This is a genomic window from Paraburkholderia tuberum STM678, from assembly GCF_902833905.1.
GTDB lineage: Bacteria > Pseudomonadota > Gammaproteobacteria > Burkholderiales > Burkholderiaceae > Paraburkholderia > Paraburkholderia tuberum.
On the sequence record NZ_CADFGP010000017.1, the window covers coordinates 19,311 to 42,392 of the forward strand.

Below are 23,082 nucleotides of genomic sequence, written 5' to 3' on the forward strand. Positions count from 1 at the left end.
CACGCGTCGGCCGATGCCCACAGCCGCAATAGCACGATCGCCATCCGGTTTTCACGCCGTTTTCACAGCGCTCGCGCAGCGCTCACCCTCGATATCCGAACAACACGCTCACACAGCCGCAACCGGCGACTTCGTCCCGTGCCAACGCATCACGAGCATGCGTCCGACAAAGCACAGACAGCCCGCCACGCCGACCACGATACCCATGCCCTTCGGCGTGCCGTCCTGCCACAGTCCGACCGCGAGGCTCGACAGTGCGCCGAGCGCGAGCTGCACCGCGCCGAACACGGCCGCCGCGGCGCCCGCGTTGGCGGGATAGCGATGCATCAGATCGGTCGTGCAGTTGGCGGACAACACGCCCACCACGCTGACGACAAAGAACAGCCCGAACACGATCGACCATAAGCCGCCCCACCCCGTCAGCGACACGACGGACACGAACAGCGACGCGACGAAGCTCACGGTCGCCGCGAACGAGATGATCGGCACCGGCCCGAGCCGGCCGACGAGCCGCGTGTTCAGGTAATTGCCGAACATGATGCCGACGATGTTCAGCGCGAACAGGAATCCATAGTGCTGCGCGGACACGTGGAAATACTCGATGTATACGAACGGCGTCGCCGTGATGTACGCGAACATCGACGCGAACGCCATGCCGCCGCACAACATGTGTCCCCACGCGACCGGATCGCGCAGCAGCGTGCCATACGCGCCGAACGACTTCAGCAGCGCCGACTGCGCGCGCATCTCGCGCGGCCACGTCTCCGGCACCTTCAGGAATGCGGTCACCGCGCACACGGAACCGAACAGCGTCAGCGCGACGAACACGGCGCGCCAGCCGCCCAGCAGCAGCAACTGTCCGCCGATCAGCGGCGCGAGCAGTGGACCGATCGCCGTGACGATCGCGATCATCGACAGGACGCGCGCCGCGTCGCCCGGCTCGTGCGCGTCGCGCGCGATCGCGCGAGCCAGCACCGACGCCGCGCCCGCGCCCAACGCCTGCACGAAGCGGAAACCGACCAGCGAGCCGATCGAGACCGACAGCGAGCAGGCGATGCTCGCGAGCGCATACATGATGATGCCGCCAAGCAGGATCGGCCGACGGCCATACGTATCGGACAGCGGACCGTACAGCAGCATGCCGATCGAAAAGCCGAACATGAAGCTCGTCAGCGTCGATTGCGCGGCGCCCGTGCCGACCGCGAAGGCCTGCGCGATGGTCGGCAGGCTCGGCAGATACATGTCGATGGAAATCGGCCCGCACGCGGCCAGCGCGCCGAGCAACAGGATCAGCCGGCCATCGGGCCGGCGTCTGACGACGTGAGACATGGGAAATCCGGATGGAACGCCGCGCCGGCATCGGCAGCGGAACGGGTGAAGCGGGAACGGCCATCAGTTGACCGGCTCGATTGTACGCGACGGTTAATCCGCTGACGGCGCTCGTGGCCCGCTGCGTGGACGTTGCGCGACAGCACCGCGCGGCGCGGCGCGGCGCGGCGCAATCAGCCTCGATCGGTTAAGCTGCCGCCAGCATGCCCAACGCGCTTCCGTATGCGCAGCTTGACGGCCCGACATAAAGGCTCGACGTCGCGCAACAGCCTTCCCCCTGATCCCGTTCGAACCCGCGATGACCGCCTTCCTGCTCATCTGGAGCCCCAAAAAATGGCCGTGGCCCGAGTTGCCCGACATCGCGAAACGCGTGGCGGCCGGCGACGCGGTGGCCGACGTGTGGGGCTGCGGCTTTGCGCGCGGCATCCTGCCCGGCGATCGCGTGTTCCTGCATCGCGTCGCGCAGGAGCCGAAGGGCATCTTCGGTTCGGGCTACGTGACGCGCGCGCCCTACGAAGTCCCCGACGCGTCGACCAAACGCGGCTACCGGCTGTGCATCGATTTCGTCTACGACTGGCTCGTCGATGCGCATCACGCGCCGGTCATCACGCGCGATCAGCTGCGTGTGCATCCGTTCTCGGTGCAGACGTGGGATGCGCAAAGCTCGGGCACGATCATCAAGCCGATCGCCGAAGGCGCGCTGGAGAAGCGCTGGGCCGAATTGACCGGCAGGCGCAAGCCGCCGACGATACCCGCACCGGGCAGCTAGGCGAAACACGCGCCGCCGCGACCGCCCGCCCGCACAGCCCGCAGGCGCCGACTCCGGTACAATTTCTCGATCCACCCCAGCATCGCGCGAAGGGTCCGCGGGAATCGTCCGAGGCCCTTTGCGCCGCTGCGCAACCCCTGCTCCCTATTCCAGCCATCGCCATGTCCAGAAACGAAACCCTCTTCGAACGCGCGCAACGCACGATCCCGGGCGGCGTGAATTCGCCGGTGCGCGCTTTCCGTTCCGTCGGCGGCACACCGCGTTTCATCGAGCGCGCGCAAGGCCCGTACTTCTGGGACGCGGACGGCCAGCGCTATACCGACTACATCGGCTCGTGGGGCCCCATGATCCTCGGCCACGTTCATCCCGAAGTGCTGGAAGCCGTGCAGCGCGCGCTCGTGAATGGCTTTTCGTTCGGCGCGCCGACCGAGTCGGAAGTCGAGATCGCCGAGGAAATCTGCAAGCTGGTGCCGTCGATCGAACAGGTGCGCATGGTGTCGAGCGGCACCGAGGCGACGATGAGCGCGCTGCGTCTCGCGCGCGGCTTCACGAACCGCAGCCGCATCGTCAAGTTCGAAGGCTGCTATCACGGCCACGCGGACAGCCTGCTCGTGAAGGCCGGCTCGGGCCTGCTGACCTTCGGCAATCCGACCTCGGCGGGCGTGCCGGTCGATATCGCGAAGCACACCACCGTGCTCGAATACAACAACGTCGCCGAGCTCGAAGAAGCGTTCAAGGCGTTCGGCAACGAGATCGCCTCGGTGATCGTCGAGCCGGTCGCTGGCAACATGAACCTCGTGCGCGCGACCCCTGAATTCCTGCAGGCGCTGCGGCGCCTGTGCACCGAGTACGGCGCGGTGCTGATTTTCGACGAAGTGATGTGCGGCTTCCGCGTCGCGCTCGGCGGCGCGCAGCAACTCTACGGCATCACGCCGGACCTCACCTGCCTCGGCAAGGTAATCGGCGGCGGCATGCCGGCGGCGGCGTTCGGCGGCCGGCGCGACATCATGGCTCACCTCGCGCCGCTCGGCGGCGTCTATCAGGCGGGCACGCTGTCGGGCAATCCGATCGCGGTCGCGGCCGGCCTGAAGACGCTGCAGCTGATCCAGGCGCCCGGCTTCTACGACACGCTCGCCGCGCGCACCACGCGTCTCGCGCAAGGGCTCGCGCGGGCGGCACGCGAAGCGGACGTGCCGTTCGCGGCCGATGCGCTCGGCGGCATGTTCGGCATCTACTTTCGCGAATCGACCCCGACGAGCTTCGCCGACGTCACGAAGAGCGATGTGCCGCGCTTCAACGCGTTCTTCCACAAGATGCTCGACGCGGGCGTGTACTTCGCGCCGTCCGCGTATGAGGCCGGCTTCGTGTCGAGCGCGCACGACGACGCGGTGATCGACGCGACGATCGACGCCGCGCGCGGCGCGTTCGCAGCGTTGAAAGGCTGAAGCCGGGCCCGAAGCAAAGGCCGCAACTCGCACGACCCAGACACCGCACCACAACGGACACCGATGTTCTCGCAAACCGATTTCGTCCACATGGAACGCGCGCTCGCGCTCGCGAAGCGCGGCATGTACACGGCCGACCCGAATCCGCGGGTCGGTTGCGTGCTCGTCAGAAACGGCGAGGTGATCGGCGAAGGCTTCACGCAGCCGGCCGGCCAGGATCACGCCGAAATTCGCGCGCTGAAGGACGCGCGCTCGCGCGGCCACGACCTGCGCGGCGCGACCGCCTACGTGACGCTCGAACCGTGCAGCCATTTCGGCCGCACGCCGCCGTGCGCGAACGCGCTGATCGAAGCGCAGATCGGCCGCGTGATCGCGGCGATGGAAGATCCCAACCCGCAGGTCTCCGGCCGCGGTCTCGCGATGCTGCGCGAAGCCGGTATCGAAGTACGCTGCGGGCTGCTCGCGAACGAAGCGCGGGAGCTGAACATCGGCTTCGTGTCGCGCATGACGCGCGGCCGTCCGTGGGTGCGCATGAAAGTGGCGGCGTCGCTCGATGGCCGCACCGGCTTGCCGTCGGGTGAGAGCCAGTGGATCACGAGCGCGGCCGCGCGGGCCGACGGTCATGCGTGGCGTGCGCGCGCGTCGGCGATCCTGACCGGCATCGGCACTGTGCGCGAGGACAATCCGCGCATGACCGTGCGCGCGGTCGATACGCCGCGCCAACCGCACCGCGTGCTGATCGACAGCCAGCTCGACGTGCCGCTCGACGCGCTGATCCTGGCCGGCGCGCCGACGCTGATCTTCTGCGGCGAGCTCGACGCGCGTCTCGAAGAACGCGCGAGCGCGCTGCGCGAGCGCGGCGCCGAGATCGTGCCGCTGCCGAACGCGTTCGGCAAGGTGGATCTCCCGCGCATGCTGAGCGTGCTCGGCGAGCGTCACGTCAACGAGCTGCACGTCGAAGCCGGCTACAAGCTGAACGGTTCGCTGCTGCGCGAAGGCTGCGTCGATGAACTGCTGGTCTATCTCGCGCCGAGCCTGCTCGGCGTGGACTCGATGAGCATGTTCAATCTGGACGCGCCCGACCAGCTCGAAGACCGCGTGAAGCTGAATTTCCACACGGTCGAGCGGATCGGCGACGATCTGCGGATCCTCGCGCGTTTCGCGCCGACAGCCTTACCCGGGACCGACACCGTGTCTCCCACCGTTTCGAAATGATCAAGGACTAGCACGATGTTTACAGGAATCGTCGCGGCAGTGGGCCGCATCGAATCAGTCAAGCCGCTCGGCACGGGCGGCGACGCGGGCGTGCGCCTGAACGTCGAGGCGGGCGGGCTCGACCTCGCCGATGTGCAGTTCGGCGACAGCATCACGATCCAGGGCGCCTGCATGACGGTGGTCGCGAAGACCGCTCATTCGTTCGAGGTCGACGTGTCGCGCGAGAGCCTGAACCGCACGGCCGGTCTCGGCGAAACCGGCGAGGTCAATCTCGAGAAAGCGCTGCGCGCACATGACCGGCTCGGTGGACATATCGTGTCCGGACACGTCGACGGACTCGGTATCGTCACGCGTTTCGCCCCGGTCGGCGAATCGCACGAGCTGCGCATTCTCGCGCCGCGCGACATCGGTCGTTATCTCGCGTACAAGGGATCGATTACGGTCAATGGCGTGAGCCTGACCGTGAACTCCGTCGTTGATCGCGACGACGGCTGCGAGTTCTCGATCAATCTGATTCCGCATACCGTGCAGGTGACGGCGCTCAAGCATCTGCACGACGGGGTAAAAGTGAATCTGGAGATCGATCTGATTGCGCGCTATGTGGAGCGGATGCTCAATGCGCCGCGCGATGGCGATCCATCCTCGACGTAACCTGGCCACTTCCCTCGAGACCGTTACGCGATACCTGGAGCGCATGCTCGGTGCGTATCGGGACAGCGATCGATCCGCGCAGCAAGCCGGTTTGAGCGAGGCGAATCCGGGGCCGTGACCCAGCGCGCGTGCACGATCCGAAGCTGACAAACACAATGAAAGAGCCGCACCTGCTCCGGCGCTGCGGTCGCGCAGGCGCCGCGTCCCCATGCGATCGTGCGTGCATCGGTCGACGAACGTGGACTGATCAGCGACGCGGTCGTCGAAGTCTCGTCCGGCAATCCAGCGTTCGACAACCTCGCCCTTCAGGCATCGCGGCGTGCCCAGCGCAGCGCGCTCACGGGCATGGACAATCAGCCTGTGGCGGTCGAAACGAATTTCGTTTTCAATCTACCGCACGCGAGTGGCGATACGGCTCACTCCGGCGCAGGCGTCGCGGCGGCCGCGAGCAACGCGGACTCCCCGCGACCGCCGTCTTCTCCCGCGGGCGCGACCGGTTCTTCGCTGTTGCTCGAGCCTTGCGAGCGCCCCTTGCGACGACTCGCCCAGAACGCCAAGCAACGGCAGCACGACGCTTCAGGGATTCGGCCGGCAAAGACCACCGGCCGTTGGCAACGAAAGGCAGCGGCCGTGTCGCCACGGCGCCGCCTCGTGCGATTACGCTTCGGCCGAAGCGCGCGGACGATGGACGAGCTGGTTGTCCTTACCCTGGACCAGCGGCGTGATCGTGAAGTTGAACTCGATCTCCTTGTACGTATCGGCCTTCAGGCCCAGCGCCGCGCCACCGCTTTTCTCGACGACCGGCGGAATCAGCTCTTCGCGCGTTGCGTACGCGAAGTCGTCCCAGATCAGCGGATCGCCTTCGATGTTGAACTGCGTGGTCAGCTTGCGATGGCCGTCGCTGCTGACGAAGAAGTGCACGTGCGCCGGACGGTTGCCGTGACGGCCCAGCACGTTCAGCAACTGCTGCGTCGAGCCGTGCGGCGGGCAGCCGTAGCCTACCGGCATCAGCGTGCGGACCTCGTACTTGCCGTCGGCGCCGGTCTTCACCGCGCCGCGCAGGTTGAAGTCGCTCTGCGCGCCGGTCGGATCGAAGTGCGAGTAGAAGCCCTTCGAGTTCGCGTGCCAGCACTCGACGACCGCGCCGGCGACCGGCTTGCCGTCCAGATCCTTGACCGTGCCGCGAATCACCAGCGGGCCCGCGTCTTCGTCCGGGTTGATGTCGATCTTCGAGACGCCCTCGCGCACCGTCGCGCCGGCGACGTACAGCGGGCCTTCGATCGTACGCGGCGTGCCGCCTTCGAGACCGATCTTCTTGTCCTCGGCGTCCATGCGGATGTCGAGATACTTCTCGAGACCGAGGCCGGCCGCGAGCAGCGCCGCTTCGCCGTCCTGACCGAGCTTGTTCAGATAGTTGACGCCGGCCCAGACTTCGTCGGGCGTGATGTCGAGGTCATCGATTGCCTTGAACAGGTCGCCCAGCAGACGGAAAACGATCTGCTGGAAACGCGCGTTGCCACTCCCGGCATCGACGTTGGAAGCGGCTTTCAGCAGATCCTGCACTTCTTTGGTTTCAAATACTTTGACGCTCACGATGACTGTCTCCAGTTGGTATAGGGGGAAAAGATGGCTTTGGATGCGCTCGCCGTCAAAAGCGCCTGGCCCCTGGGCTCAGATGTCGCCGTCCCGAATCGACGACGGGTGACGACACAGAGGCGTCACCGAAATCTTCATGTACGGGAACAGAGGCAAGCCGGACAGAATGTCGTGAAGTTCGGCATTGCTCTCTACATCGAAGATGCTGTAATTCGCGTACTCGCCAACGAGGCGCCAGATATGACGCCACTTGCCGCTACGCTGGAGCTCCTGCGAGTAAGCCTTCTCGCGGGTCTTGATTTCGTTCGCCACTTCGGCCGGCATGTCGACCGGCAGGTGCACGTCCATTCGCACATGGAAAAGCATCGTTGAATCCTCTTGATCTAAATCCGTTTAGCGGGTGACCTTCATCAGCCCGTCTCGCGTGAATCGCTCGACCTTCGCCTCGTCGAGTTCGATGCCGAGACCCGGGCCTTTCGGCACGGTCAGTTCGAAGTCGCTGTAGTCGAGCGGCGTGGTCAGAATTTCTTCGGTGATCAGCAACGGCCCGAACAGCTCGGTGCCCCATTGCAGATTCGCGAAGCTCGCGAACAGATGCGCCGACGCCACCGTGCTGCACGCACCTTCGAGCATCGTGCCGCCGTACAACTCGATGCCGGCGGCATCTGCGATCGCGGCCACGCGCTGCGCGGCGAACAGGCCCCCGCTCTGTTCGATCTTGATCGCGAACACATCGGCGCCGCCGTTCTTCGCGATCTCGAACGCGCTGTCCGGGCCTTGCAAGACTTCGTCGGCCATCAGCGCGACCGGGAAGCGGCGCATCAGTCGCGCGAGCGCCGCGGCGGACGCGACCGGCTGCTCGACCAGATCGCAGCCCGCATCGGCCAGCGCCGGAATCGCCCAGGCGGCCTGGGTCTCGCTCCACGCCATGTTCACGTCGACGCGCACCGCGGCGCGCTCGCCGACCGCTTTCTTGATCTCGGTGACGTGTTTGATGTCGGTCTTCAGTTCCTTCGCGCCGATCTTCAGCTTGAAGACCTTGTGGCGGCGCACGTCGAGCATGTGCTCGGCTTCGGCGATGTCCTTCGCCGTATCGCCCGACGCGAGCGTCCACGCAACCGGCAGGCGCTCACGGCGACGGCCGCCGAGCAGCTCGCTCACCGGCACGCCGAGACGTTTGCCTTGCGCGTCGAGCAGCGCGGTTTCGAGCGCGCTCTTCGAGAAATGATTGACCTTGACCAGCTTGCCGAGGTGCGCCATCAGCGCCTGGATCTGCGTCGCGTCCTTGCCGATCATCGCCGGGGCGAAGTAGGCGTCGATCGCGAGCTTCATTGCTTCGGGGCTTTCCGGGCCGTAGGCCATGCCGGCGATCGTGGTGCCTTCGCCAATCCCGACGATGCCGTCGCTGCAGTAGACCTTGACCAGCATCAGCGTCTGCCCGTACATCGTGGCGACCGACAGCTTGTGAGGGCGGATCGTCGGCAGATCGACGAGGCGGGTTTCGATACGTTCGATGGTCGCTTGGGTCATGGCGGCTGCGGCGGGAAGTGAGTTCATTGGATGTTTTTATACCCTTCGCCCGTTTGGCCCGTCCAATACTTTTCCTGTCCTTTTTCATACCTGCAGGGTATGGTGAGGCCAGCAAGCCCGGCCTTTCTATGGATTTTGCATTGCACCATGCAGGTGGGGCATCGAAAATGAGGCCCGTTTTTGCGCCTCAAACATGACGTAAGTCAATGTTCGATGCATGGAGAGCATGTTGTGTAACCACCCGGATCGCGCAGTGAGTACTCCGTCGTTTCGGACTGCGGTTCATGCGCGCGGGCAACACTGCCCCTACAACTCGCCGCGCGCGGCTAGCGCGGCGATGCGCTCGGCGGTGCGACACGCGATCGCCTGAATCGTCAGCGACGGATTCACGCCGCCCACGGTCGGAAACACCGAGCCGTCGCACACCCACAGGTTGCGGATGTCCCAACTGCGGCAGTCCGCGTCGACGACGCTCGTCGACGGATCGTCACCCATGCGCGCGGTGCCGTTCAGGTGGCAGGTGTCGTCGGTCTCGCGCCAGATCTCCTTGCCGCCCGCGGCCGCGAGCGCCTGCTCCATGAAGTCGAGCGAATGCGCGATGAGCCGCTTGTCGTTGTCGCACCATGAATAGGTGACGCGCGCGATCGGCAGCCCGTACTGGTCCTTCTCGTCGGCAAGCGTCACGCGGTTGCGCTGCTGCGGCAGCATCTCGCCGACGATCTTCAGCCCCGCCTGGTGGTTGTACTTGAGCATCTCCGCGCCGAGCGCGTCGCCCCACAAGCCGCGGCCATTCTGCACCGCGACCCATCCGTTCGGCAGCGGCCCCTGGCTCATGTAGCAGTAGCCGCCGAAAAAATCTTTGCCCTTGTCTTCGTAGTTCCAGTGCTCGGTGAGCGCGAGCGACGGCGGCCCCTTGTACCAGCGGATGTCTTCATCGAAGGTGCCGTAGACGCCCTGATTCGACTGCGCCATCAGGTTTTTGCCTACGAGTCCCGAACTGTTCGCGAGTCCGTCGGGAAAGCGGCTGTTGGCCGACATCAGCAACAGGCGCGGCGTTTCGATCGCGTAGCCGGCCACCGCCACGTGCTTCGCGCGCTGGAATCGCCAGCGTCCTTCGCGCAGATATTCGACGCCGGTGGCGAGCCCCGCGTCGTTGGTGACGACGCGGCCGACCATCGCCAGATCGCGCACCTCGGCGCCGGCTCGCAGCGCACGCGGGATCCACGTGACGAGCGCGCTTTGCTTCGCGTTGGTCGCGCAGCCGGACACGCAAAAGCCGCGGTACACGCACGGATGCGCGCGGCCACGGGGCGCGGAGAGGGTCGCGAGCGGCGTCGGGCTCCAGCCGATGCCGAGCGCCTCGGCGCCGCGCGCGAGCACCAGCGCCGCCGCGTTCAGCTCATGCGCGCGATACGGATAACGCGGCCGCTTCGGCCCCCACGGATAGTTCACCGGTCCGGAGATTTTCAGCGCGTCCTCGACCTCGCCGTAGTAGTGCCACATCTCGCGCCAGTCGAGCGGCCAGTCGGCGCCATAGCCGAGCACGCTGCGCGACTTGAACCACTCGGGCCGAAAGCGCAGCGACACCATCGCGAAATGGACCGTGCTGCCGCCCACCGCCTTGCCGCTGTTGTTGTTGCCGAGCTTCAACGGATTGTCGCCGTCGCAGATGCGCTCGTCGGTCCAGAACAGTTTTTCCTGATGCGCTTCGTCAGACGCGAACTCTTCGAGCGGACGCCACCACGCGCCGGCATCGAACGCGACGACCTTGAAGCCTTTTTCCGCAAGCCGGCACGCAAGCGTGCCACCGCCGGCGCCGGTGCCGACGATCGCGAAATCGACTTCCTCGCTGTCAGCGTACGTGCGCATCGGCACCCAGCCGCCGCGCTGGAACACATCGGGTGCGCGGCCGTCCTTGCCGCGTGGCCGTTGCTGCGCGTCATCGGACACGGCGGTTCTCCTTCGCGGCCTGCTCATGGGTGTCGGGCGTCGCTTCGACCGCCTCCCACGGATCGCGCCGGTTCAGGTACATGCGCACATAGCCGCGCGGATTCGCCGGGCCGCCGAAGCCGATCTCGCTCCACGCGTGCGGGTGCGAGTAGTAGAGCCCGCAGATGTCGTGCAGCACGCGCTCGCCGAAGAACAGCTTCGACGGCATGCCGCGCCACGCGGGGTTCGTCAGTTCGCCGCGCTGCATCTCGCCGAGCAGCGCGATCTGCGTGTCCTCTGCGAGGCTCGCGAACGGCAGGCCGCCCCGTTCGCGGCACTCGGCATCGAGCGCGGCGAGCCCGATGCGCCAGGCGTCGCGCATCGGCGGCAAACGGGCGTCGCGGTAGCCGTCGTTGCCATTGCCGGCGAGCCGCGCGTCGAGCAGGGCGGCGAGCGGCACCACCGGTTGCGCATTCGCTTGCGGCACGATGCGGGCGCACAGCGACGTGACCGCGAGCCATTCGACCGCGTTGAAAAAGCGCGGCTCGAGTGGTGTCGCGAGGCGTTCGGCGATCACCGCGCGGGTGTGCGCGTCCCACGACGGCGTCGTGCGTTTGTCGAGCACGTCGTAGCCGGGATAGCGGGTAACTCGGGTCGAGCGTGGTCGGTTGGTCATTTTTCAGTCTCCCGCAGACGCAGTGCGGCGAGCCCGGCGAGCGCCAGCGCGGAAAAGCTCGGCGGCGCGGGCAGCGGCGGCCCGTCGAACAGATTCTGGCTCCAGTTGCGCCAGCCGCCCTGACGACGCGCGATCCCGCGCGCGTGAAAACCCGCGCCGACAAAGCCGAGCACGGTCGTGACGCGTAACCAGAGCCGCGTGTACCAGCGCTCGCGCGGAGCGGACAGCGCGGCATGCGCGAGCAGCGCGGCGGTGATGGGCGCAATGCTGACCGGCGCGTACATCGCGCGATGCTGAAACGCGCCACGAAAATGCAGCAGCGCGGCCTCCCCCACCGTGCCGACGAGACCCGCCGCGACCAGCAGACCGAGCGCCTGACCGGCCGGCATGCCGAGCAGTTGCGGGTCGTCTGCGGGCTCGTCGCGCAAGCGTTCGGCGACGGCACCGAGCGCGCCTGACAGCAGCAACGCGCTCGGCGCGCCGAGCGGTGCCGCGTGAAACAGGTTGTTCCAGCTCCAGCCGCCCGGCCGCTTCATCACGTTGTAGAAATGGAAGCCCGTGCCGGCGATGCCCGAAGCCGCCGCGGCCAGATAGATCGCATGGCGCGCGCGATGCGTCTGGCCGCGACGATCCGCGCCACCATGCAGGCCCGCGGCGAGCGACAGAGTCGCGCTGACGAGTGGCGTGAACATCGCGGGGTTGTCGAACGAGCCGCGGTAGTGCTCCATCGCGCTGTCGGCGAGCACCGACAGCGCGAGCAGCGCGGAGCTGTGGTTGAAGGTGCGGGCCGCTTCGACGTGTGCCTCCACCTCGGCGGTGGGTTCGCTCGCGTGCACGCGCGCCGGCGCGCGCTGATGGCTGCGGGCGGCACACGTCGGGAACGTCACGGATGCCCGACGCTCGTGGTGTTGCGGGCCGCTCTCACGCCGTTCGCGATGCGACTCAGGTCTTCCCGCGCCGCGCGCGGCCAAGGCCGCGACGGCCGTCACCGCCGCCGCCGTGTACAGCAATCCGGGTACGCGTGAAGAGCCCATCGATATCCCTTCCTTGTCGTGGCCTTGCTTTATTTGATGAGGTAGCGCTCGGCGTCACCATGCTTGAACTCGAGCCCGCAACCGGGCCGCGACAGATCCGGCTCCATCTGGCCGTCGCGCAACCGCGGCGCACCGTCGAACAGCATGGCTTCGATCCGGACGTGGTCATGGAACCACTCCTGATGGCGCAAGCGCGGCGCCGCGCACGCGACGTGCAGATGCAGCGCCGGTGCGCAATGCGCGGACAGCGGCACGTGATACGCGTCGCACAGCGCGGCGGCCTGCAGAAAGCCGGTGATGCCGCCGCAACGGCTCGCGTCGGCCTGCAGCACATCGACGGCCCCCGCCGCGAGCAGGTGGCGGAAGTCGTCGAGCGTGTAGCCGTATTCGCCGGCGGCGATCTCCATGCCGGCCGGCACGCGCTCGCGTACGCCGCGCAGGCCCGCTTCGTCGTCCGAAGACACGGGCTCCTCGAACCAGCTCACCTGGTGCTCGGCGAAACGTTGCGCGTAGTACAGCGCCCGTTGCGGCGTGAACGCGCCGTTCGCGTCGACGAACAGGCCCGCGCCGCCGATCGCCGCGCGCGCCGCCGCGACGCGCGCCGGGTCCTTGTCCGGCTCGCTGCCGATTTTCATCTTTACCCACCGGCAGCCGTCCTGCGCGACCCAGCCGGCGAACTGCTGCTGCAAGCGCTGGTTCGTATACGTGGTGAAGCCGCCGCTGCCGTAAGCCGGCACGGCCGGGCGCAACGCGCCGAGCAGCCCGACGAGCGGCACGCCGAGCAGCTTCGCCTTCAGGTCCCACAGCGCGCAGTCGATTGCCGAAATGGCTGTCGCGGCCAGTCCCGCGCGGCCGAGATTGCGCACCTGGCGTTGCAACCGTTGCCAATGCGCGCCGACGTCCAATCCGTCGTAATTCAGCACGCAGGCGGCGAGCGCGCCCTGGATCAGCGCGACGATGCACGCATCGCTGTACGTGTAGCCGATGCCGGTGTCGCCGCCCGCGTCGACCTCGACGACGACCAGCGTCGTCGCGTCCCACGCGAACGTGCCGTCGGCCTCCGGCGCGTCGGTCGGAATGCGGTACGCGCTCGCGCGCAGCGCGCTCACGGGCGCTTGCGACGAGCCCCCGCTCGTGGCGCCGCGCTTCATCGACGCGCTCCTTGCGCGCGCGCGTGACGCCCTTCATTGATGCAACAGCCGACGGTCCCCGACATTCCGGTCTCCAGGTGGTAGTGAGACGAAGCTGCCTGCTGCGTCGCAAGTACCGTTCCGCACTATTGCAATCCGTAAAGCGGGCCGCGCTGGAGCACACTTCGCGTTGCCGCCAACGCCACTCGCGCGCGCGCCCACCGTTTCGACGAGCATGGCAACCCCGCCCGGCTCGTCACGGTCGGCCGAACGGCCTATGTCGTCTGGCGGAGGCGACTTGGGCTCGCGCGTGGCGTAAAATACGCGCTTTCCCGAAAAACTCGCCAACATGACGCTCGCCTCCACCCAAGAGATCATTGCCGAACTGAAAGCCGGCCGGATGGTGATCCTCGTCGACGAAGAAGACCGCGAGAACGAGGGCGACCTCGTGATCGCCGCCGAGTTTGTCACTCCGGAAGCGATCAATTTCATGGCTCGCTACGGCCGCGGCCTGATCTGCCTGACGCTGACCCAGGATCGCTGCCAGCAGCTGAACCTGCCGCTGATGACCTACCGCAACGGCACGCAGTACGGCACCGCGTTCACGGTCAGCATCGAAGCGGCCGAAGGCGTGACGACCGGCATCTCGGCGGCCGACCGGGCCCGCACGATCGCGGCCGCGGTCGCGCCGGACGCGAAAGCCGAGCACATCGTGCAGCCGGGCCATATCTTCCCGATCATGGCCCAGCCGGGCGGCGTGCTGGTGCGCGCCGGCCATACCGAGGCCGGCTGCGACTTCACGAGGCTCGCGGGCCTCACGCCTGCCGCGGTGATCTGCGAAGTGATCAAGGACGACGGCACGATGGCGCGTCTGCCGGACCTGCTCGAGTTCGGCAACGAGCACGGCCTGAAGACCGGCACGATCGCCGATCTGATTCACTATCGCAGCCGCACCGAGTCGATCGTCGAGCGTGTCTGCGAACGTACGATGCAAACCGCGCACGGCGCGTTCCGCGCGGTCATGTATCTCGATCAGCCGAGCGGCCAGCCGCACATCGCGCTGGTGCGCGGCACGCCGATGCCCGATCGCGACACGCCGGTGCGCGTGCACGAGCCGCTGTCGGTGCTGGATCTGCTCGAAGTCGGCGAATCCACCCATTCGTGGACGCTGGACGCGGCCATCCAGGAAATCGCAGAACGCGATCTCGGCGTGGTCGTACTGCTGAACTGCGGCGACTCGAAAGACCATCTGATCGACGTCTTCAAGGCGTTCGACTCGAAGGAAAAAGCGGACGCGCTGAAGCGCCGGCCGGTCGACTTCAAGACCTACGGCATCGGCGCGCAGATTCTGCGCGATCTCGGCGTCGGCAAGATGCAGGTGCTGTCGAATCCACGCAAGCTCGGCAGCATGTCGGGTTATGGTCTCGAAGTCACGGGCTTCATTCCGATGCCCGGCAGCAAAACGCAAGCCCCGCAACTCTGATCCGGCCACTCACGCGCCTCGCGCCCACTCAAACACTACGGAATTCATATGGAAATCGGACAATACCAACCGAATCTCGACGGCGACGGACTGCGCATCGGCATCGTCCAGGCGCGCTTTAACGAACCCGTCTGCAACGGCCTCGCCGACTCCTGCATCGAAGAACTCGAACGCCTCGGCGTGACCGGCGAAGACGTGCTGCTCGTCACGGTGCCGGGCGCGCTGGAAATCCCGCTCGCGCTGCAAAAGCTCGCGGAAAGTGCGCAATTCGACGCGCTGATCGCGCTCGGCGCGGTGATCCGCGGCGAGACCTACCACTTCGAGCTGGTTTCGAACGAAAGCGGCGCGGGCATCACGCGCATCGGCCTCGACTTCGGCATTCCGGTCGCGAACGCGGTGCTGACCACCGAGAACGACGAGCAAGCCGTCGCGCGCATGACCGAGAAGGGTCGCGACGCCGCGCGCGTGGCTGTCGAAATGGCGAACCTCGCGGTCGCGCTCGAGCAACTCGGCGGCGATGACGAAGATGAAGACGAAGACGACGAGGAAGAGGCATGAAGAGCGCACGCCGACGCTCCCGCGAACTGGCCACGCAGGGGCTTTACCAGTGGCTGCTGTCGGGCTCGCCCGGCGGTGAGATCGACGCGCAACTACGCGGCGCGCAAGGTTACGACAAGGCCGATCACGAGCACCTGGACGCGATCCTGCATGGCGTGATGCGCGATTCCGAAGCACTTTCCGCCGCGATCGCGCCGTGCCTCGACCGTCCGATCGATCAACTGTCGCCGGTCGAACGCGCGGTGCTGCTGGTCGCCGCGTTCGAACTGAAGAATCACGTCGACATTCCGTATCGCGTGGTCATCAACGAAGCGGTCGAGCTGACCAAGACGTTCGGCGGCTCGGACGGCTACAAGTACGTGAACGGCGTGCTCGACAAGCTCTCGGCGCAACTGCGCGCCACCGAGACGCAGGCGGCTCGCAAGAGCTGAGCGCGGCGCCGGTGGGGCCATGCCGCGCATCGGCTCCCTGCCACGTCGCACTGCACAGGGCGAAGCACCTCGATCGCCCGCAAGGACGGCGCTGCGCGCATCGATGAACGCATCATTTGATGGGTAGGCGCCGTCCTGCTTCTGAACTGGACTGACCGTATGAACTCCGTGACCGAACCTCTCGTGCGGCTTGCCGCGCGCGTCGATGCCATCCAGCCTTTCTACGTGATGGAACTGGCCAAGGAGGCCGTGCTGCTCGAACGCGCGGGGCGCGACATCATTCACATGGGCATCGGCGAGCCGGATTTCACGGCGCCCGAGCCGGTCATCGAGGCGGCCGCGAGCGCGCTGCGCCGCGGCGTCACGCAGTACACCAGCGCGCTCGGCGTGCACGCGCTGCGCGATGCGATTTCCGCGCATTACGCCGAGTTCTACGGCATCGACGTCGATCCGGCGCGGATCGTGGTGACCGCGGGCGCATCGGCCGCGCTCTTGCTGGCGTGCGCGGCGCTCGTCGATCGCGACGACGAAGTATTGATGCCCGACCCGTGCTATCCGTGCAACCGCCATTTCGTAATCGCCGCCGAAGGCAAGCCGGTGATGGTGCCGAGCGGGCCGGCCGAGCGCTTCCAGCTGACCGCCGCCGACGTCGAACGCCTGTGGGGCGAGCGCACCCGCGGCGTGCTGCTCGCGTCGCCGTCGAATCCGACCGGCACGTCGATCGAGCCGGCCGAACTCGAGCGCATCGTCAAGGCCGTGCGCGCGCGCGGCGGCTTCTCGATCGTCGACGAGATCTACCAGGGCCTCAGCTACGACGCCAAGCCGGTGTCGGCGCTGTCGTTCGGCGACGACGTGGTCACCGTCAACAGCTTCTCGAAGTACTTCAACATGACCGGCTGGCGGCTCGGCTGGCTCGTCGTGCCTCCCGCGATGGTCAGCGCGTTCGAAAAGCTCGCGCAGAACCTGTTCATCTGCGCGTCGGCGCTCGCGCAGCACGCGGCGCTCGCCTGTTTCGAGCCGGAGACGATCGCGATCTACGAAGCGCGGCGCCTCGAATTCAAGCGACGCCGCGACTTCATCGCGCCGGCGCTCGAATCGCTCGGCTTCTCCGTGCCGGTGATGCCGGACGGCGCGTTCTACGTGTACGCGGACTGCCGAGGCGTTGCGCATCCGGCGGCCGGCGACAGCGCGGCGCTCACGAAGGCGATGCTGCACGATGCCGGGGTCGTGCTGGTGCCGGGCATGGACTTCGGCACGCACGCGCCGAAGGACTACATCCGGCTGTCGTATGCGACCGCCTATCCAAAGCTCGAAGAGGCGGTCGAGCGGCTGGCAAAGCTGTTCGGGCGGCATTGACGCATCGGGATTGATTCGGCAGCAACCGTGCCAGACGCAAAAAAGGACACCCGAGGGTGTCCTTGTTGTTTTCATGCGGCACGGCAACGTCTAACTCAAGCCCCCAGCTCCGAGGCCGACGCCACGTGGCGCGTCGTCGAATTGGCGCTCGCGTCGTCCTGATCGGCCGGCTGCGTATGCACCGCCGGCGTCGCCTGGCTCAGCGCGTGACCGCCTTGCAGCGTCACCTGAACGCGCTTGCCGTTGCCACCACTCGTCGCCGCGGCTGGCGACGGCGTGGCCGACGCGGTCAGCACCGGAGCTTGCGGCGCATTGATCGGCACCTTACGGCCGCGCGCGACGTCGCGCAGACGACCGCGCTCGGCCATCACCTTCGCGCCGTACCCGCCGTCATCCGGCGTGGTGGAGCCGACGTACAGACGCAGGCCGCCCGGCAGCGAGCCGCCACGCGCGATGCAATCCTTCAGCACGAGCGCGCCGACCTTGATGTTCGCGAGCGGTTGGAGCGCCGCGCTTTGGCCGCCGAAATACTGGAATTTGTCCGAATGCACCTTCGACATCACCTGCATCAGGCCCTGCGCGCCGACGCCGCTCTCGGCGTACGGATTGAAGCCCGATTCGATCGCCATCACTGACAGCAGCAGCAGCGGATCGAGGCCGACTTCGCGGCCGGTGTCGAACGCGGCTTTTACGAGCTCGCCGACGGGCTCCTGAGCGACGCGATAACGCCGCGCGAGGTACGACGCGACCAGGTCCTGCTCGTGGCTCGACACGAGCACGCGGTCATCGCGTGCATCGGCGGACACGCGCTGCTGCGGAATCAGACGTGCGAGCGCGCTGACGCCCTGCATCGTGCGCGGATCGAGGCCGTTGAGCGCGGCGGCGCTCGTGCCCGACGTGCCGGCGCCGTCGAACGCGCCGTCGAAGCCGGTGGTGGCCGCGGTGAGGGTCATGCTGCCGTCGTTCGAGCCATCGGTGGGACTCGGCGTGGTCAGCATGTTCGGCGAATTGGCCGACAGCGGTTCGTCGGAGGATGCGTCGGCGTTTCTGGTCGGTCCGATGGCGGGCAGCGGATTGCCTTGCAGCAGGCGGGCGGGGCCCGCTTGCACGGCGGCGGAAATGACCGGCATCAGACGCGCGGCGAGCGCGCCGCGCCAGGTCGGCATCAGCCACAGTGCGAGAGCCAGCACCACGGCGATCCCGCCGACAATGCTGAATAGGTGATGACTCAGTCGCGTCCCGCTGCGCAGCGCACCGCGCACAATCTGCGCAATACGCTCATCGGGACGCCACGATAACCAGGCGTTCATTCAGATCTCCCATCTTGCATGATCCGCGAACTCCGCCGGGACAAATCAGGCGGTACGGCGCGCTCGCAGAGTCAAGACATCGCGTGCTCTCTGGTTGGGCAGCAGCGACGTCGGGAAAACGGCAACATATACCGTTTTGGGAGCCATCTCAAAAACAGCCCACACATACTCGATGTGTATCGGGCTTGGCTCCCACGCGAAAAACCAGCGTTGGTGGACGCTGGTGAGGGACTTCAATAATGCCGTTCTACCCTGCAGGGAAGCAAAACGGTGACGCGTTGCGTCTGAGGACCGGGGGCGACGGTAAAAAGGTTAACGCCCTGCAACCAATGTGGACGGATTCTATGCACGGTTTTATAGATCGTCAACACTATAGAATATAAGAATGATAACTTTTCGTAATTATGAACAGTGTTCAGTCACCCGAGAACCGCGCTCAATGCGCGTTTCGGGCGATCCGACCCTGGCTGTTTGGACTAGACCATTTGGTCGATCTACGTGCGGCGGCTAACGCAGGTAAAATCGACAATCGTTTTTTGCGTCAGATAGGTACCAACGCCGTTCCTCCTGCCTCCCCGTCCTATGCGCCGTGCATGCGGCCCTGAACCGTCACAGATGAAATACAAAGACTTACGCGATTTCATCGGCCGCCTCGAGGCGATCGGTGAATTGCGCCGAATTTCGCGAAAAGTGTCGCCGAATCTCGAAATGACCGAACTTTGCGACCGTGTGCTCCGCGCGGGCGGCCCGGCTCTGTTGTTCGAGAACACCGAGCGGCACGCGTGCCCGGTGCTCGGCAATCTGTTCGGCACGCCGCGCCGCGTCGCGCTTGGCATGGGCATCGATGCCGAAGCGGGCGCGGGCGACCAGGCGGCGCTCGAATCGCTGCGCGATGTCGGTCGGCTACTCTCCGCGTTGAAGGAACCCGAGCCGCCGAAAGGGCTCAAGGACGCCGGCAAGCTGCTGTCGCTAGCGAAGGCCGTGTGGGACATGGCGCCGAAGACGGTCAACGCACCGCCCTGCCAGGAAATCGTCTGGGAAGGCAATGACGTCGACCTTGCCAAATTGCCCATTCAGACCTGCTGGCCCGGCGATGCCGGGCCGTTGATCACCTGGGGTCTGACTGTCACGAAGGGGCCGAACAAGAGTCGACAAAACCTGGGTATCTATCGCCAGCAACTGATCGGGCGTAACAAGCTGATCATGCGCTGGCTGGCGCATCGCGGCGGCGCGCTCGATTTTCGTGAGTTCGCGCTTAAAAATCCCGGCAAGCCGTATCCGGTGGCCGTCGTGCTCGGAGCGGACCCGGCGACGATTCTCGGCGCCGTCACGCCGGTACCCGACACGCTGTCCGAATACCAGTTCGCCGGCCTGCTGCGCGGCGGGCGCACCGAGCTCGCGAAATGCGTCACACCGGGCGTCGACGGTCTGCAGGTCCCCGCGCGCGCCGAGATCGTGCTCGAGGGCTTCATCTATCCGCAGGAAGGCGCGCCCTCGCCCGCCCCGGCCGGCGCACCGCCGCGTCCGTCGAAGGGTGCGTCGGCCACGTACGAACACGCGCTCGAAGGCCCGTATGGCGATCACACCGGCTACTACAACGAACAGGAGTGGTTCCCGGTCTTCACGGTCGAGCGCATCACGATGCGCCGCGACGCGATCTATCACTCCACCTACACCGGCAGACCGCCCGACGAGCCGGCGGTGCTCGGCGTCGCGCTGAACGAAGTGTTCGTACCGCTGCTGCAGAAGCAGTTCACCGAGATCACGGACTTCTATCTGCCGCCCGAAGGCTGCAGTTACCGCATGGCGATCGTGCAAATCAAGAAGAGCTACCCCGGCCACGCGAAACGCGTGATGTTCGGCGTGTGGAGCTTCCTGCGGCAGTTCATGTATACGAAGTTCATCGTCGTCGTCGATGAGGACGTCAATATCCGGGACTGGAAGGAAGTGATCTGGGCGATCACCACGCGAGTGGACCCGACGCGCGACACGGTGCTCGTCGACCGCACGCCGATCGACTATCTCGATTTCGCGTCGCCGGTAGCCGGCCTCGGCTCGAAGATGGGGCTCGACGCAACCAACAAGTGGCCGGGCGAAACCGACCGCGAATGGGGCCGCCCGATCGTGATGGACGACGCGGTCAAACAGCGTATCGATAGCTTGTGGAACGAGTTGGGCCTCGACCTGTAACGCGCGCGGGACAACACAATCAATAACGGATGGAGCGCTCGCGCGGATGCACGCTTTTTCAATGATGTCGGACGGCTTTTTTCTGTCCTTGTCGCTGTGCCTCGATATCGGTCTCGTCAACGTCGCGATCATTTCGCTGACGCTGTCGCACGGCTTTCGGCCGGGCTTCTGGCTCGGCCTCGGCTCGTGCGTCGGCGATCTCATTTACGCGACGCTCGCGCTCGCGGGCATGGCCGCGCTGCTGCAGTTCGAATCGGTGCGCTGGGTCGTATGGATCGGCGGCGCGGCGATCCTCCTGTTTCTCACCTGGAAGATGGCGCGTGAAGCGATGTTCCCGGCCGCGGCGCAAGCTGTTGCCGGCGAAGGCGACGCGGCTGCGCCGCATCAGTCGGCATGGCGCGGGTTTCTGCGCGGCGTGCTGCTCGCGGTGTCGTCGCCGTCGGCGATCCTGTGGTTCGCAGCGGTCGGCGGCGCGCTGATCGCGAAGGCCGGCGCAACGAGCCCGACAACCGCGCTGATCTTCCTCGGCGGATTCTTTCTGGGCGGCCTGTGCTGGACGCTTTTCATCTGCGGGCTCGGCAGCCACGGACGCAAGCGCGCGGGCGCCGGTCTGCTGCGCGCGTGTCACGTTCTGTCGGCGCTGCTGTTCGCCTATTTCTCGTACAGCGTGATCGTCAACGGGTATCGCGATCTGATCGTGCAGAGCACCGCGCAAGTGGCAAGCTGAAGCGGCTCGCGAACAAAAAAAGGCTCGCATCGGCGAGCCGTTTTTCTTCATGCGACTCGACGTGAGCCGCTCATGCGAGGTACTGCGCGAGCTTCGGCAGATCGACATTGCCACCGCTCACCACCACGCCGACGCGCTTGCCCTTCACCGGCACGACGCCGTTCAGCACCGCCGCCGCCGCGAGACAACCAGTCGGTTCGACGACGATCTTCATGCGCTGCGCGAAAAAGCGCATCGTCTCGATCAGTTGCGCATCGCTGACCGTTTCGATTCGCGCGACCAACTGGCGGATGACCGCGAACGTATAGTGGCCCAGATGCGTCGAGGCGGCGCCATCGGCAATCGTGCGCGGCGCGTCGATATGAACGATCTCGCCGCGTGCGAGCGACTGCTGGCCGTCGTTGCCCGCCTCGGGCTCGATGCCGATCACCGTGCAGGCCGGGCTCAGCGCGGCCGCCGACAATGCGCTGCCGCTGATCAACCCGCCACCGCCGAGGCACACGAACAACATGTCGAGCGGGCCGGTTTCGTCGATCAGTTCTTTGACCGCGGTGCCCTGGCCGGCGATCACGTGCGGATGATCGTACGGCGGGATCAGCGTCATGCCGCGCTCTTCGGCGAGCCGGCGGCCGATTTCCTCGCGATTTTCCTTGTAGCGGTCGTAGCTGATCACTTCGCCGCCGTAGCCTTTGGTCGCGGCGACCTTGGCCTCGGGTGCGTCGTGCGGCATCACGATCGTCGCGTGAATGCCGGCGAGGCGCGCCGACAGCGCGATCGCCTGCGCGTGATTGCCCGACGAATAGGTCAGCACGCCCGCCTTGCGCTGCTCCGCATCGAAATGCGAAATCGCGTTGTACGCGCCGCGGAACTTGAACGCGCCCATGCGCTGGAAGTTTTCGCACTTGAAGAACACCGACGCGCCAGTGCGCTCGTCGAATGTGCTCGACGTCAGAACGGGGGTGCGGTGCGCGACGCCTTCGAGACGCGCGGCGGCGTCGAGGACGTCATCGAAGGTGGGAGCGGGAAGCGCTTGCATCGGCGAAACTCTCCTGGGGCGGTGGCGAAGCAGCCATTCTCCCAGCTTCCTCGATGCTTTGGAACGGCGCTCGCGCGAGCGCGCGACATCAGCCAGGAACGCTGCGGAAAGCAAAAAACAGCGACACAAAAAGAAACGACGTAACCCGGCACAAGCCGGCGTTACGCCGTCGACGTTCCCACGCGCGTCAGGCCCGCCCGCCCTTCTTAATGACGATAGTACGAGTGCCCGTAGCCGCGATAGTAGCCGTGGTAGTAGCCACGATAGTAAGGGCGGCCATAGCCGTAATAGCCTCCGACCACCACCGGAGCCGGCGCGAACACAACCGGCGGCGCGTACACCGGCGCAGGCGGCGGGGCGTAATAGACAGGCGGCGGCGCCGCATAGACCGGATAGGCCGGCGCGATCGGCACCCCAAGGCCGATACCGACGGAAACACCTGCCTCAGCGGTCCCGGCAAGTCCCAAGCCGAGTGCGGCTGCAACGACAAACGGAACGATCTTTTTCACTTCTATTCTCCTAGCGCGGCCTGCCAAGGTCGCCGACTGCGCATGCCTCGCATGCTGCGAAATCAATGTATCTAAAAAGCCCCGGCCGAACTGTTCGCATTTGTTGCAAATTGCAAGGGCGAGCCGAAGCGTTTTGCCGAGCGCGGCGCGAGCGCGCCTACGCGCCGCCGCGACCTGA

The 23,082-nt window shown here is 66.2% G+C and carries 21 protein-coding genes and 1 pseudogene; 11 read left to right on the forward strand and 11 right to left on the reverse strand.

What is annotated here, in order from left to right:
- Positions 1-108: 108 nt before the first annotated feature.
- Entirely contained in the window at positions 109-1,329 is a 1,221-nt protein-coding gene (locus tag HWY30_RS16655) for a Bcr/CflA family multidrug efflux MFS transporter (protein WP_090801465.1), read from the reverse strand.
- 298 nt (positions 1,330-1,627) lie between these two features.
- Between HWY30_RS16655 and HWY30_RS16660 the strand changes: the two genes are divergently transcribed.
- The 5 genes and pseudogenes from HWY30_RS16660 to HWY30_RS43000 form a co-directional block, all read left to right on the forward strand.
- Entirely contained in the window at positions 1,628-2,098 is a 471-nt protein-coding gene (locus tag HWY30_RS16660) for a hypothetical protein (RefSeq protein ID WP_090801467.1), read from the forward strand.
- A gap of 161 nt (positions 2,099-2,259) precedes the next feature.
- Positions 2,260-3,543 carry a glutamate-1-semialdehyde 2,1-aminomutase gene (gene hemL / locus HWY30_RS16665; RefSeq protein ID WP_090801469.1) on the forward strand — a complete coding sequence of 428 codons (1,284 nt, stop codon included), beginning with the start codon at positions 2,260-2,262 and terminating at the stop codon, positions 3,541-3,543.
- Between the two features lie 63 nt (positions 3,544-3,606).
- Positions 3,607-4,758 (forward strand): bifunctional diaminohydroxyphosphoribosylaminopyrimidine deaminase/5-amino-6-(5-phosphoribosylamino)uracil reductase RibD, encoded by a 1,152-nt coding sequence (gene ribD / locus HWY30_RS16670; protein WP_090801471.1) that lies wholly within the window; start codon positions 3,607-3,609, stop codon positions 4,756-4,758.
- 15 nt (positions 4,759-4,773) lie between these two features.
- Positions 4,774-5,409 (forward strand): riboflavin synthase, encoded by a 636-nt coding sequence (locus HWY30_RS16675; protein ID WP_090801473.1) that lies wholly within the window; start codon positions 4,774-4,776, stop codon positions 5,407-5,409.
- Positions 5,410-5,625: 216 nt separating this feature from the next.
- Positions 5,626-5,742: pseudogene (locus HWY30_RS43000) on the forward strand (TonB family protein); the annotation flags it as partial.
- Between the two features lie 324 nt (positions 5,743-6,066).
- On the opposite strand, the gene catA reads toward HWY30_RS43000, so the two are convergent.
- The 7 genes from catA to HWY30_RS16715 all read right to left on the reverse strand — a co-directional run bounded on the left by catA (position 6,067) and on the right by HWY30_RS16715 (position 13,325).
- Complete coding sequence (gene catA, locus HWY30_RS16685) at positions 6,067-7,002, reverse strand: catechol 1,2-dioxygenase (protein ID WP_090801475.1); 936 nt, start codon at positions 7,000-7,002, stop codon at positions 6,067-6,069.
- Between the two features lie 78 nt (positions 7,003-7,080).
- Positions 7,081-7,371, reverse strand: a complete 291-nt coding sequence (catC, locus tag HWY30_RS16690) for a muconolactone Delta-isomerase (RefSeq protein ID WP_090801477.1) — start codon at positions 7,369-7,371, stop codon at positions 7,081-7,083.
- Positions 7,372-7,398: 27 nt separating this feature from the next.
- Complete coding sequence (locus tag HWY30_RS16695) at positions 7,399-8,535, reverse strand: muconate/chloromuconate family cycloisomerase (protein WP_090801479.1); 1,137 nt, start codon at positions 8,533-8,535, stop codon at positions 7,399-7,401.
- Between the two features lie 306 nt (positions 8,536-8,841).
- On the reverse strand, positions 8,842-10,485 hold the full coding sequence (locus HWY30_RS16700; RefSeq protein WP_090801480.1) for a GMC family oxidoreductase: 1,644 nt from the start codon (positions 10,483-10,485) through the stop codon (positions 8,842-8,844).
- On the reverse strand, positions 10,475-11,140 hold the full coding sequence (locus tag HWY30_RS16705; protein WP_090801482.1) for a gluconate 2-dehydrogenase subunit 3 family protein: 666 nt from the start codon (positions 11,138-11,140) through the stop codon (positions 10,475-10,477). The genes HWY30_RS16700 and HWY30_RS16705 overlap by 11 nt, the downstream gene beginning before the upstream one ends.
- Entirely contained in the window at positions 11,137-12,174 is a 1,038-nt protein-coding gene (locus tag HWY30_RS16710) for a hypothetical protein (protein ID WP_090801483.1), read from the reverse strand. The genes HWY30_RS16705 and HWY30_RS16710 overlap by 4 nt, the downstream gene beginning before the upstream one ends.
- A gap of 29 nt (positions 12,175-12,203) precedes the next feature.
- A complete protein-coding gene (locus HWY30_RS16715) occupies positions 12,204-13,325 on the reverse strand; it encodes an enolase C-terminal domain-like protein (RefSeq protein WP_090801485.1) in 1,122 nt (373 codons plus the stop codon).
- Positions 13,326-13,653: 328 nt separating this feature from the next.
- Between HWY30_RS16715 and ribBA the strand changes: the two genes are divergently transcribed.
- The 4 genes from ribBA to HWY30_RS16735 all read left to right on the forward strand — a co-directional run bounded on the left by ribBA (position 13,654) and on the right by HWY30_RS16735 (position 17,132).
- Entirely contained in the window at positions 13,654-14,787 is a 1,134-nt protein-coding gene (gene ribBA / locus HWY30_RS16720) for a bifunctional 3,4-dihydroxy-2-butanone-4-phosphate synthase/GTP cyclohydrolase II (protein WP_090801486.1), read from the forward strand.
- 48 nt (positions 14,788-14,835) lie between these two features.
- A complete protein-coding gene (gene ribH / locus HWY30_RS16725) occupies positions 14,836-15,345 on the forward strand; it encodes a 6,7-dimethyl-8-ribityllumazine synthase (protein WP_090801488.1) in 510 nt (169 codons plus the stop codon).
- Positions 15,342-15,776 (forward strand): transcription antitermination factor NusB, encoded by a 435-nt coding sequence (nusB, locus tag HWY30_RS16730; protein WP_090801489.1) that lies wholly within the window; start codon positions 15,342-15,344, stop codon positions 15,774-15,776. The genes ribH and nusB overlap by 4 nt, the downstream gene beginning before the upstream one ends.
- A 159-nt stretch (positions 15,777-15,935) precedes the next feature.
- Positions 15,936-17,132 carry a pyridoxal phosphate-dependent aminotransferase gene (locus tag HWY30_RS16735; protein WP_090801491.1) on the forward strand — a complete coding sequence of 399 codons (1,197 nt, stop codon included), beginning with the start codon at positions 15,936-15,938 and terminating at the stop codon, positions 17,130-17,132.
- A gap of 95 nt (positions 17,133-17,227) precedes the next feature.
- Here the strand turns inward: HWY30_RS16735 and HWY30_RS16740 are convergent, their stop codons facing one another.
- The gene (locus HWY30_RS16740; RefSeq protein ID WP_090801492.1) at positions 17,228-18,442 is read right to left on the reverse strand and encodes a transglycosylase SLT domain-containing protein; all 1,215 of its coding nucleotides are present in this window, start codon (positions 18,440-18,442) and stop codon (positions 17,228-17,230) included.
- A gap of 615 nt (positions 18,443-19,057) precedes the next feature.
- On the opposite strand from HWY30_RS16740, the gene HWY30_RS16745 reads away from it, so the two are divergent.
- Positions 19,058-20,632 carry a UbiD family decarboxylase gene (locus HWY30_RS16745; protein WP_090801494.1) on the forward strand — a complete coding sequence of 525 codons (1,575 nt, stop codon included), beginning with the start codon at positions 19,058-19,060 and terminating at the stop codon, positions 20,630-20,632.
- 46 nt (positions 20,633-20,678) lie between these two features.
- Positions 20,679-21,359: a LysE family translocator gene (locus HWY30_RS16750; protein WP_090801495.1), complete on the forward strand. Its 681-nt coding sequence runs from the start codon at positions 20,679-20,681 to the stop codon at positions 21,357-21,359.
- A 70-nt stretch (positions 21,360-21,429) separates the two neighbouring features.
- Here the strand turns inward: HWY30_RS16750 and HWY30_RS16755 are convergent, their stop codons facing one another.
- Complete coding sequence (locus HWY30_RS16755; RefSeq protein WP_090801497.1) at positions 21,430-22,395, reverse strand: threo-3-hydroxy-L-aspartate ammonia-lyase; 966 nt, start codon at positions 22,393-22,395, stop codon at positions 21,430-21,432.
- Positions 22,396-22,601: 206 nt separating this feature from the next.
- Positions 22,602-22,904 carry a hypothetical protein gene (locus HWY30_RS16760; RefSeq protein ID WP_090801498.1) on the reverse strand — a complete coding sequence of 101 codons (303 nt, stop codon included), beginning with the start codon at positions 22,902-22,904 and terminating at the stop codon, positions 22,602-22,604.
- Between the last annotated feature and the right edge of the window lie 178 nt (positions 22,905-23,082).

What these genes read in the sequence shown, in the direction of transcription:
- HWY30_RS16705 (WP_090801482.1), bottom strand. Translation starts at nt 11,140, where the DNA reads ATGACCAACCGACCACGCTCGACCCGAGTTACCCGCTATCCCGGCTAC.
- HWY30_RS16755 (WP_090801497.1), bottom strand. Translation starts at nt 22,395, where the DNA reads ATGCAAGCGCTTCCCGCTCCCACCTTCGATGACGTCCTCGACGCCGCC.
- hemL (WP_090801469.1), top strand. Translation starts at nt 2,260, where the DNA reads ATGTCCAGAAACGAAACCCTCTTCGAACGCGCGCAACGCACGATCCCG.
- ribBA (WP_090801486.1), top strand. Translation starts at nt 13,654, where the DNA reads ATGACGCTCGCCTCCACCCAAGAGATCATTGCCGAACTGAAAGCCGGC.
- nusB (WP_090801489.1), top strand. Translation starts at nt 15,342, where the DNA reads ATGAAGAGCGCACGCCGACGCTCCCGCGAACTGGCCACGCAGGGGCTT.
- HWY30_RS16660 (WP_090801467.1), top strand. Translation starts at nt 1,628, where the DNA reads ATGACCGCCTTCCTGCTCATCTGGAGCCCCAAAAAATGGCCGTGGCCC.
- HWY30_RS16655 (WP_090801465.1), bottom strand. Translation starts at nt 1,329, where the DNA reads ATGTCTCACGTCGTCAGACGCCGGCCCGATGGCCGGCTGATCCTGTTG.
- ribD (WP_090801471.1), top strand. Translation starts at nt 3,607, where the DNA reads ATGTTCTCGCAAACCGATTTCGTCCACATGGAACGCGCGCTCGCGCTC.
- HWY30_RS16710 (WP_090801483.1), bottom strand. Translation starts at nt 12,174, where the DNA reads ATGGGCTCTTCACGCGTACCCGGATTGCTGTACACGGCGGCGGCGGTG.
- HWY30_RS16675 (WP_090801473.1), top strand. Translation starts at nt 4,774, where the DNA reads ATGTTTACAGGAATCGTCGCGGCAGTGGGCCGCATCGAATCAGTCAAG.
- catC (WP_090801477.1), bottom strand. Translation starts at nt 7,371, where the DNA reads ATGCTTTTCCATGTGCGAATGGACGTGCACCTGCCGGTCGACATGCCG.
- HWY30_RS16750 (WP_090801495.1), top strand. Translation starts at nt 20,679, where the DNA reads ATGCACGCTTTTTCAATGATGTCGGACGGCTTTTTTCTGTCCTTGTCG.
- HWY30_RS16745 (WP_090801494.1), top strand. Translation starts at nt 19,058, where the DNA reads ATGAAATACAAAGACTTACGCGATTTCATCGGCCGCCTCGAGGCGATC.
- HWY30_RS16695 (WP_090801479.1), bottom strand. Translation starts at nt 8,535, where the DNA reads ATGACCCAAGCGACCATCGAACGTATCGAAACCCGCCTCGTCGATCTG.
- HWY30_RS16740 (WP_090801492.1), bottom strand. Translation starts at nt 18,442, where the DNA reads ATGAACGCCTGGTTATCGTGGCGTCCCGATGAGCGTATTGCGCAGATT.
- HWY30_RS16715 (WP_090801485.1), bottom strand. Translation starts at nt 13,325, where the DNA reads ATGAAGCGCGGCGCCACGAGCGGGGGCTCGTCGCAAGCGCCCGTGAGC.
- HWY30_RS16735 (WP_090801491.1), top strand. Translation starts at nt 15,936, where the DNA reads ATGAACTCCGTGACCGAACCTCTCGTGCGGCTTGCCGCGCGCGTCGAT.
- ribH (WP_090801488.1), top strand. Translation starts at nt 14,836, where the DNA reads ATGGAAATCGGACAATACCAACCGAATCTCGACGGCGACGGACTGCGC.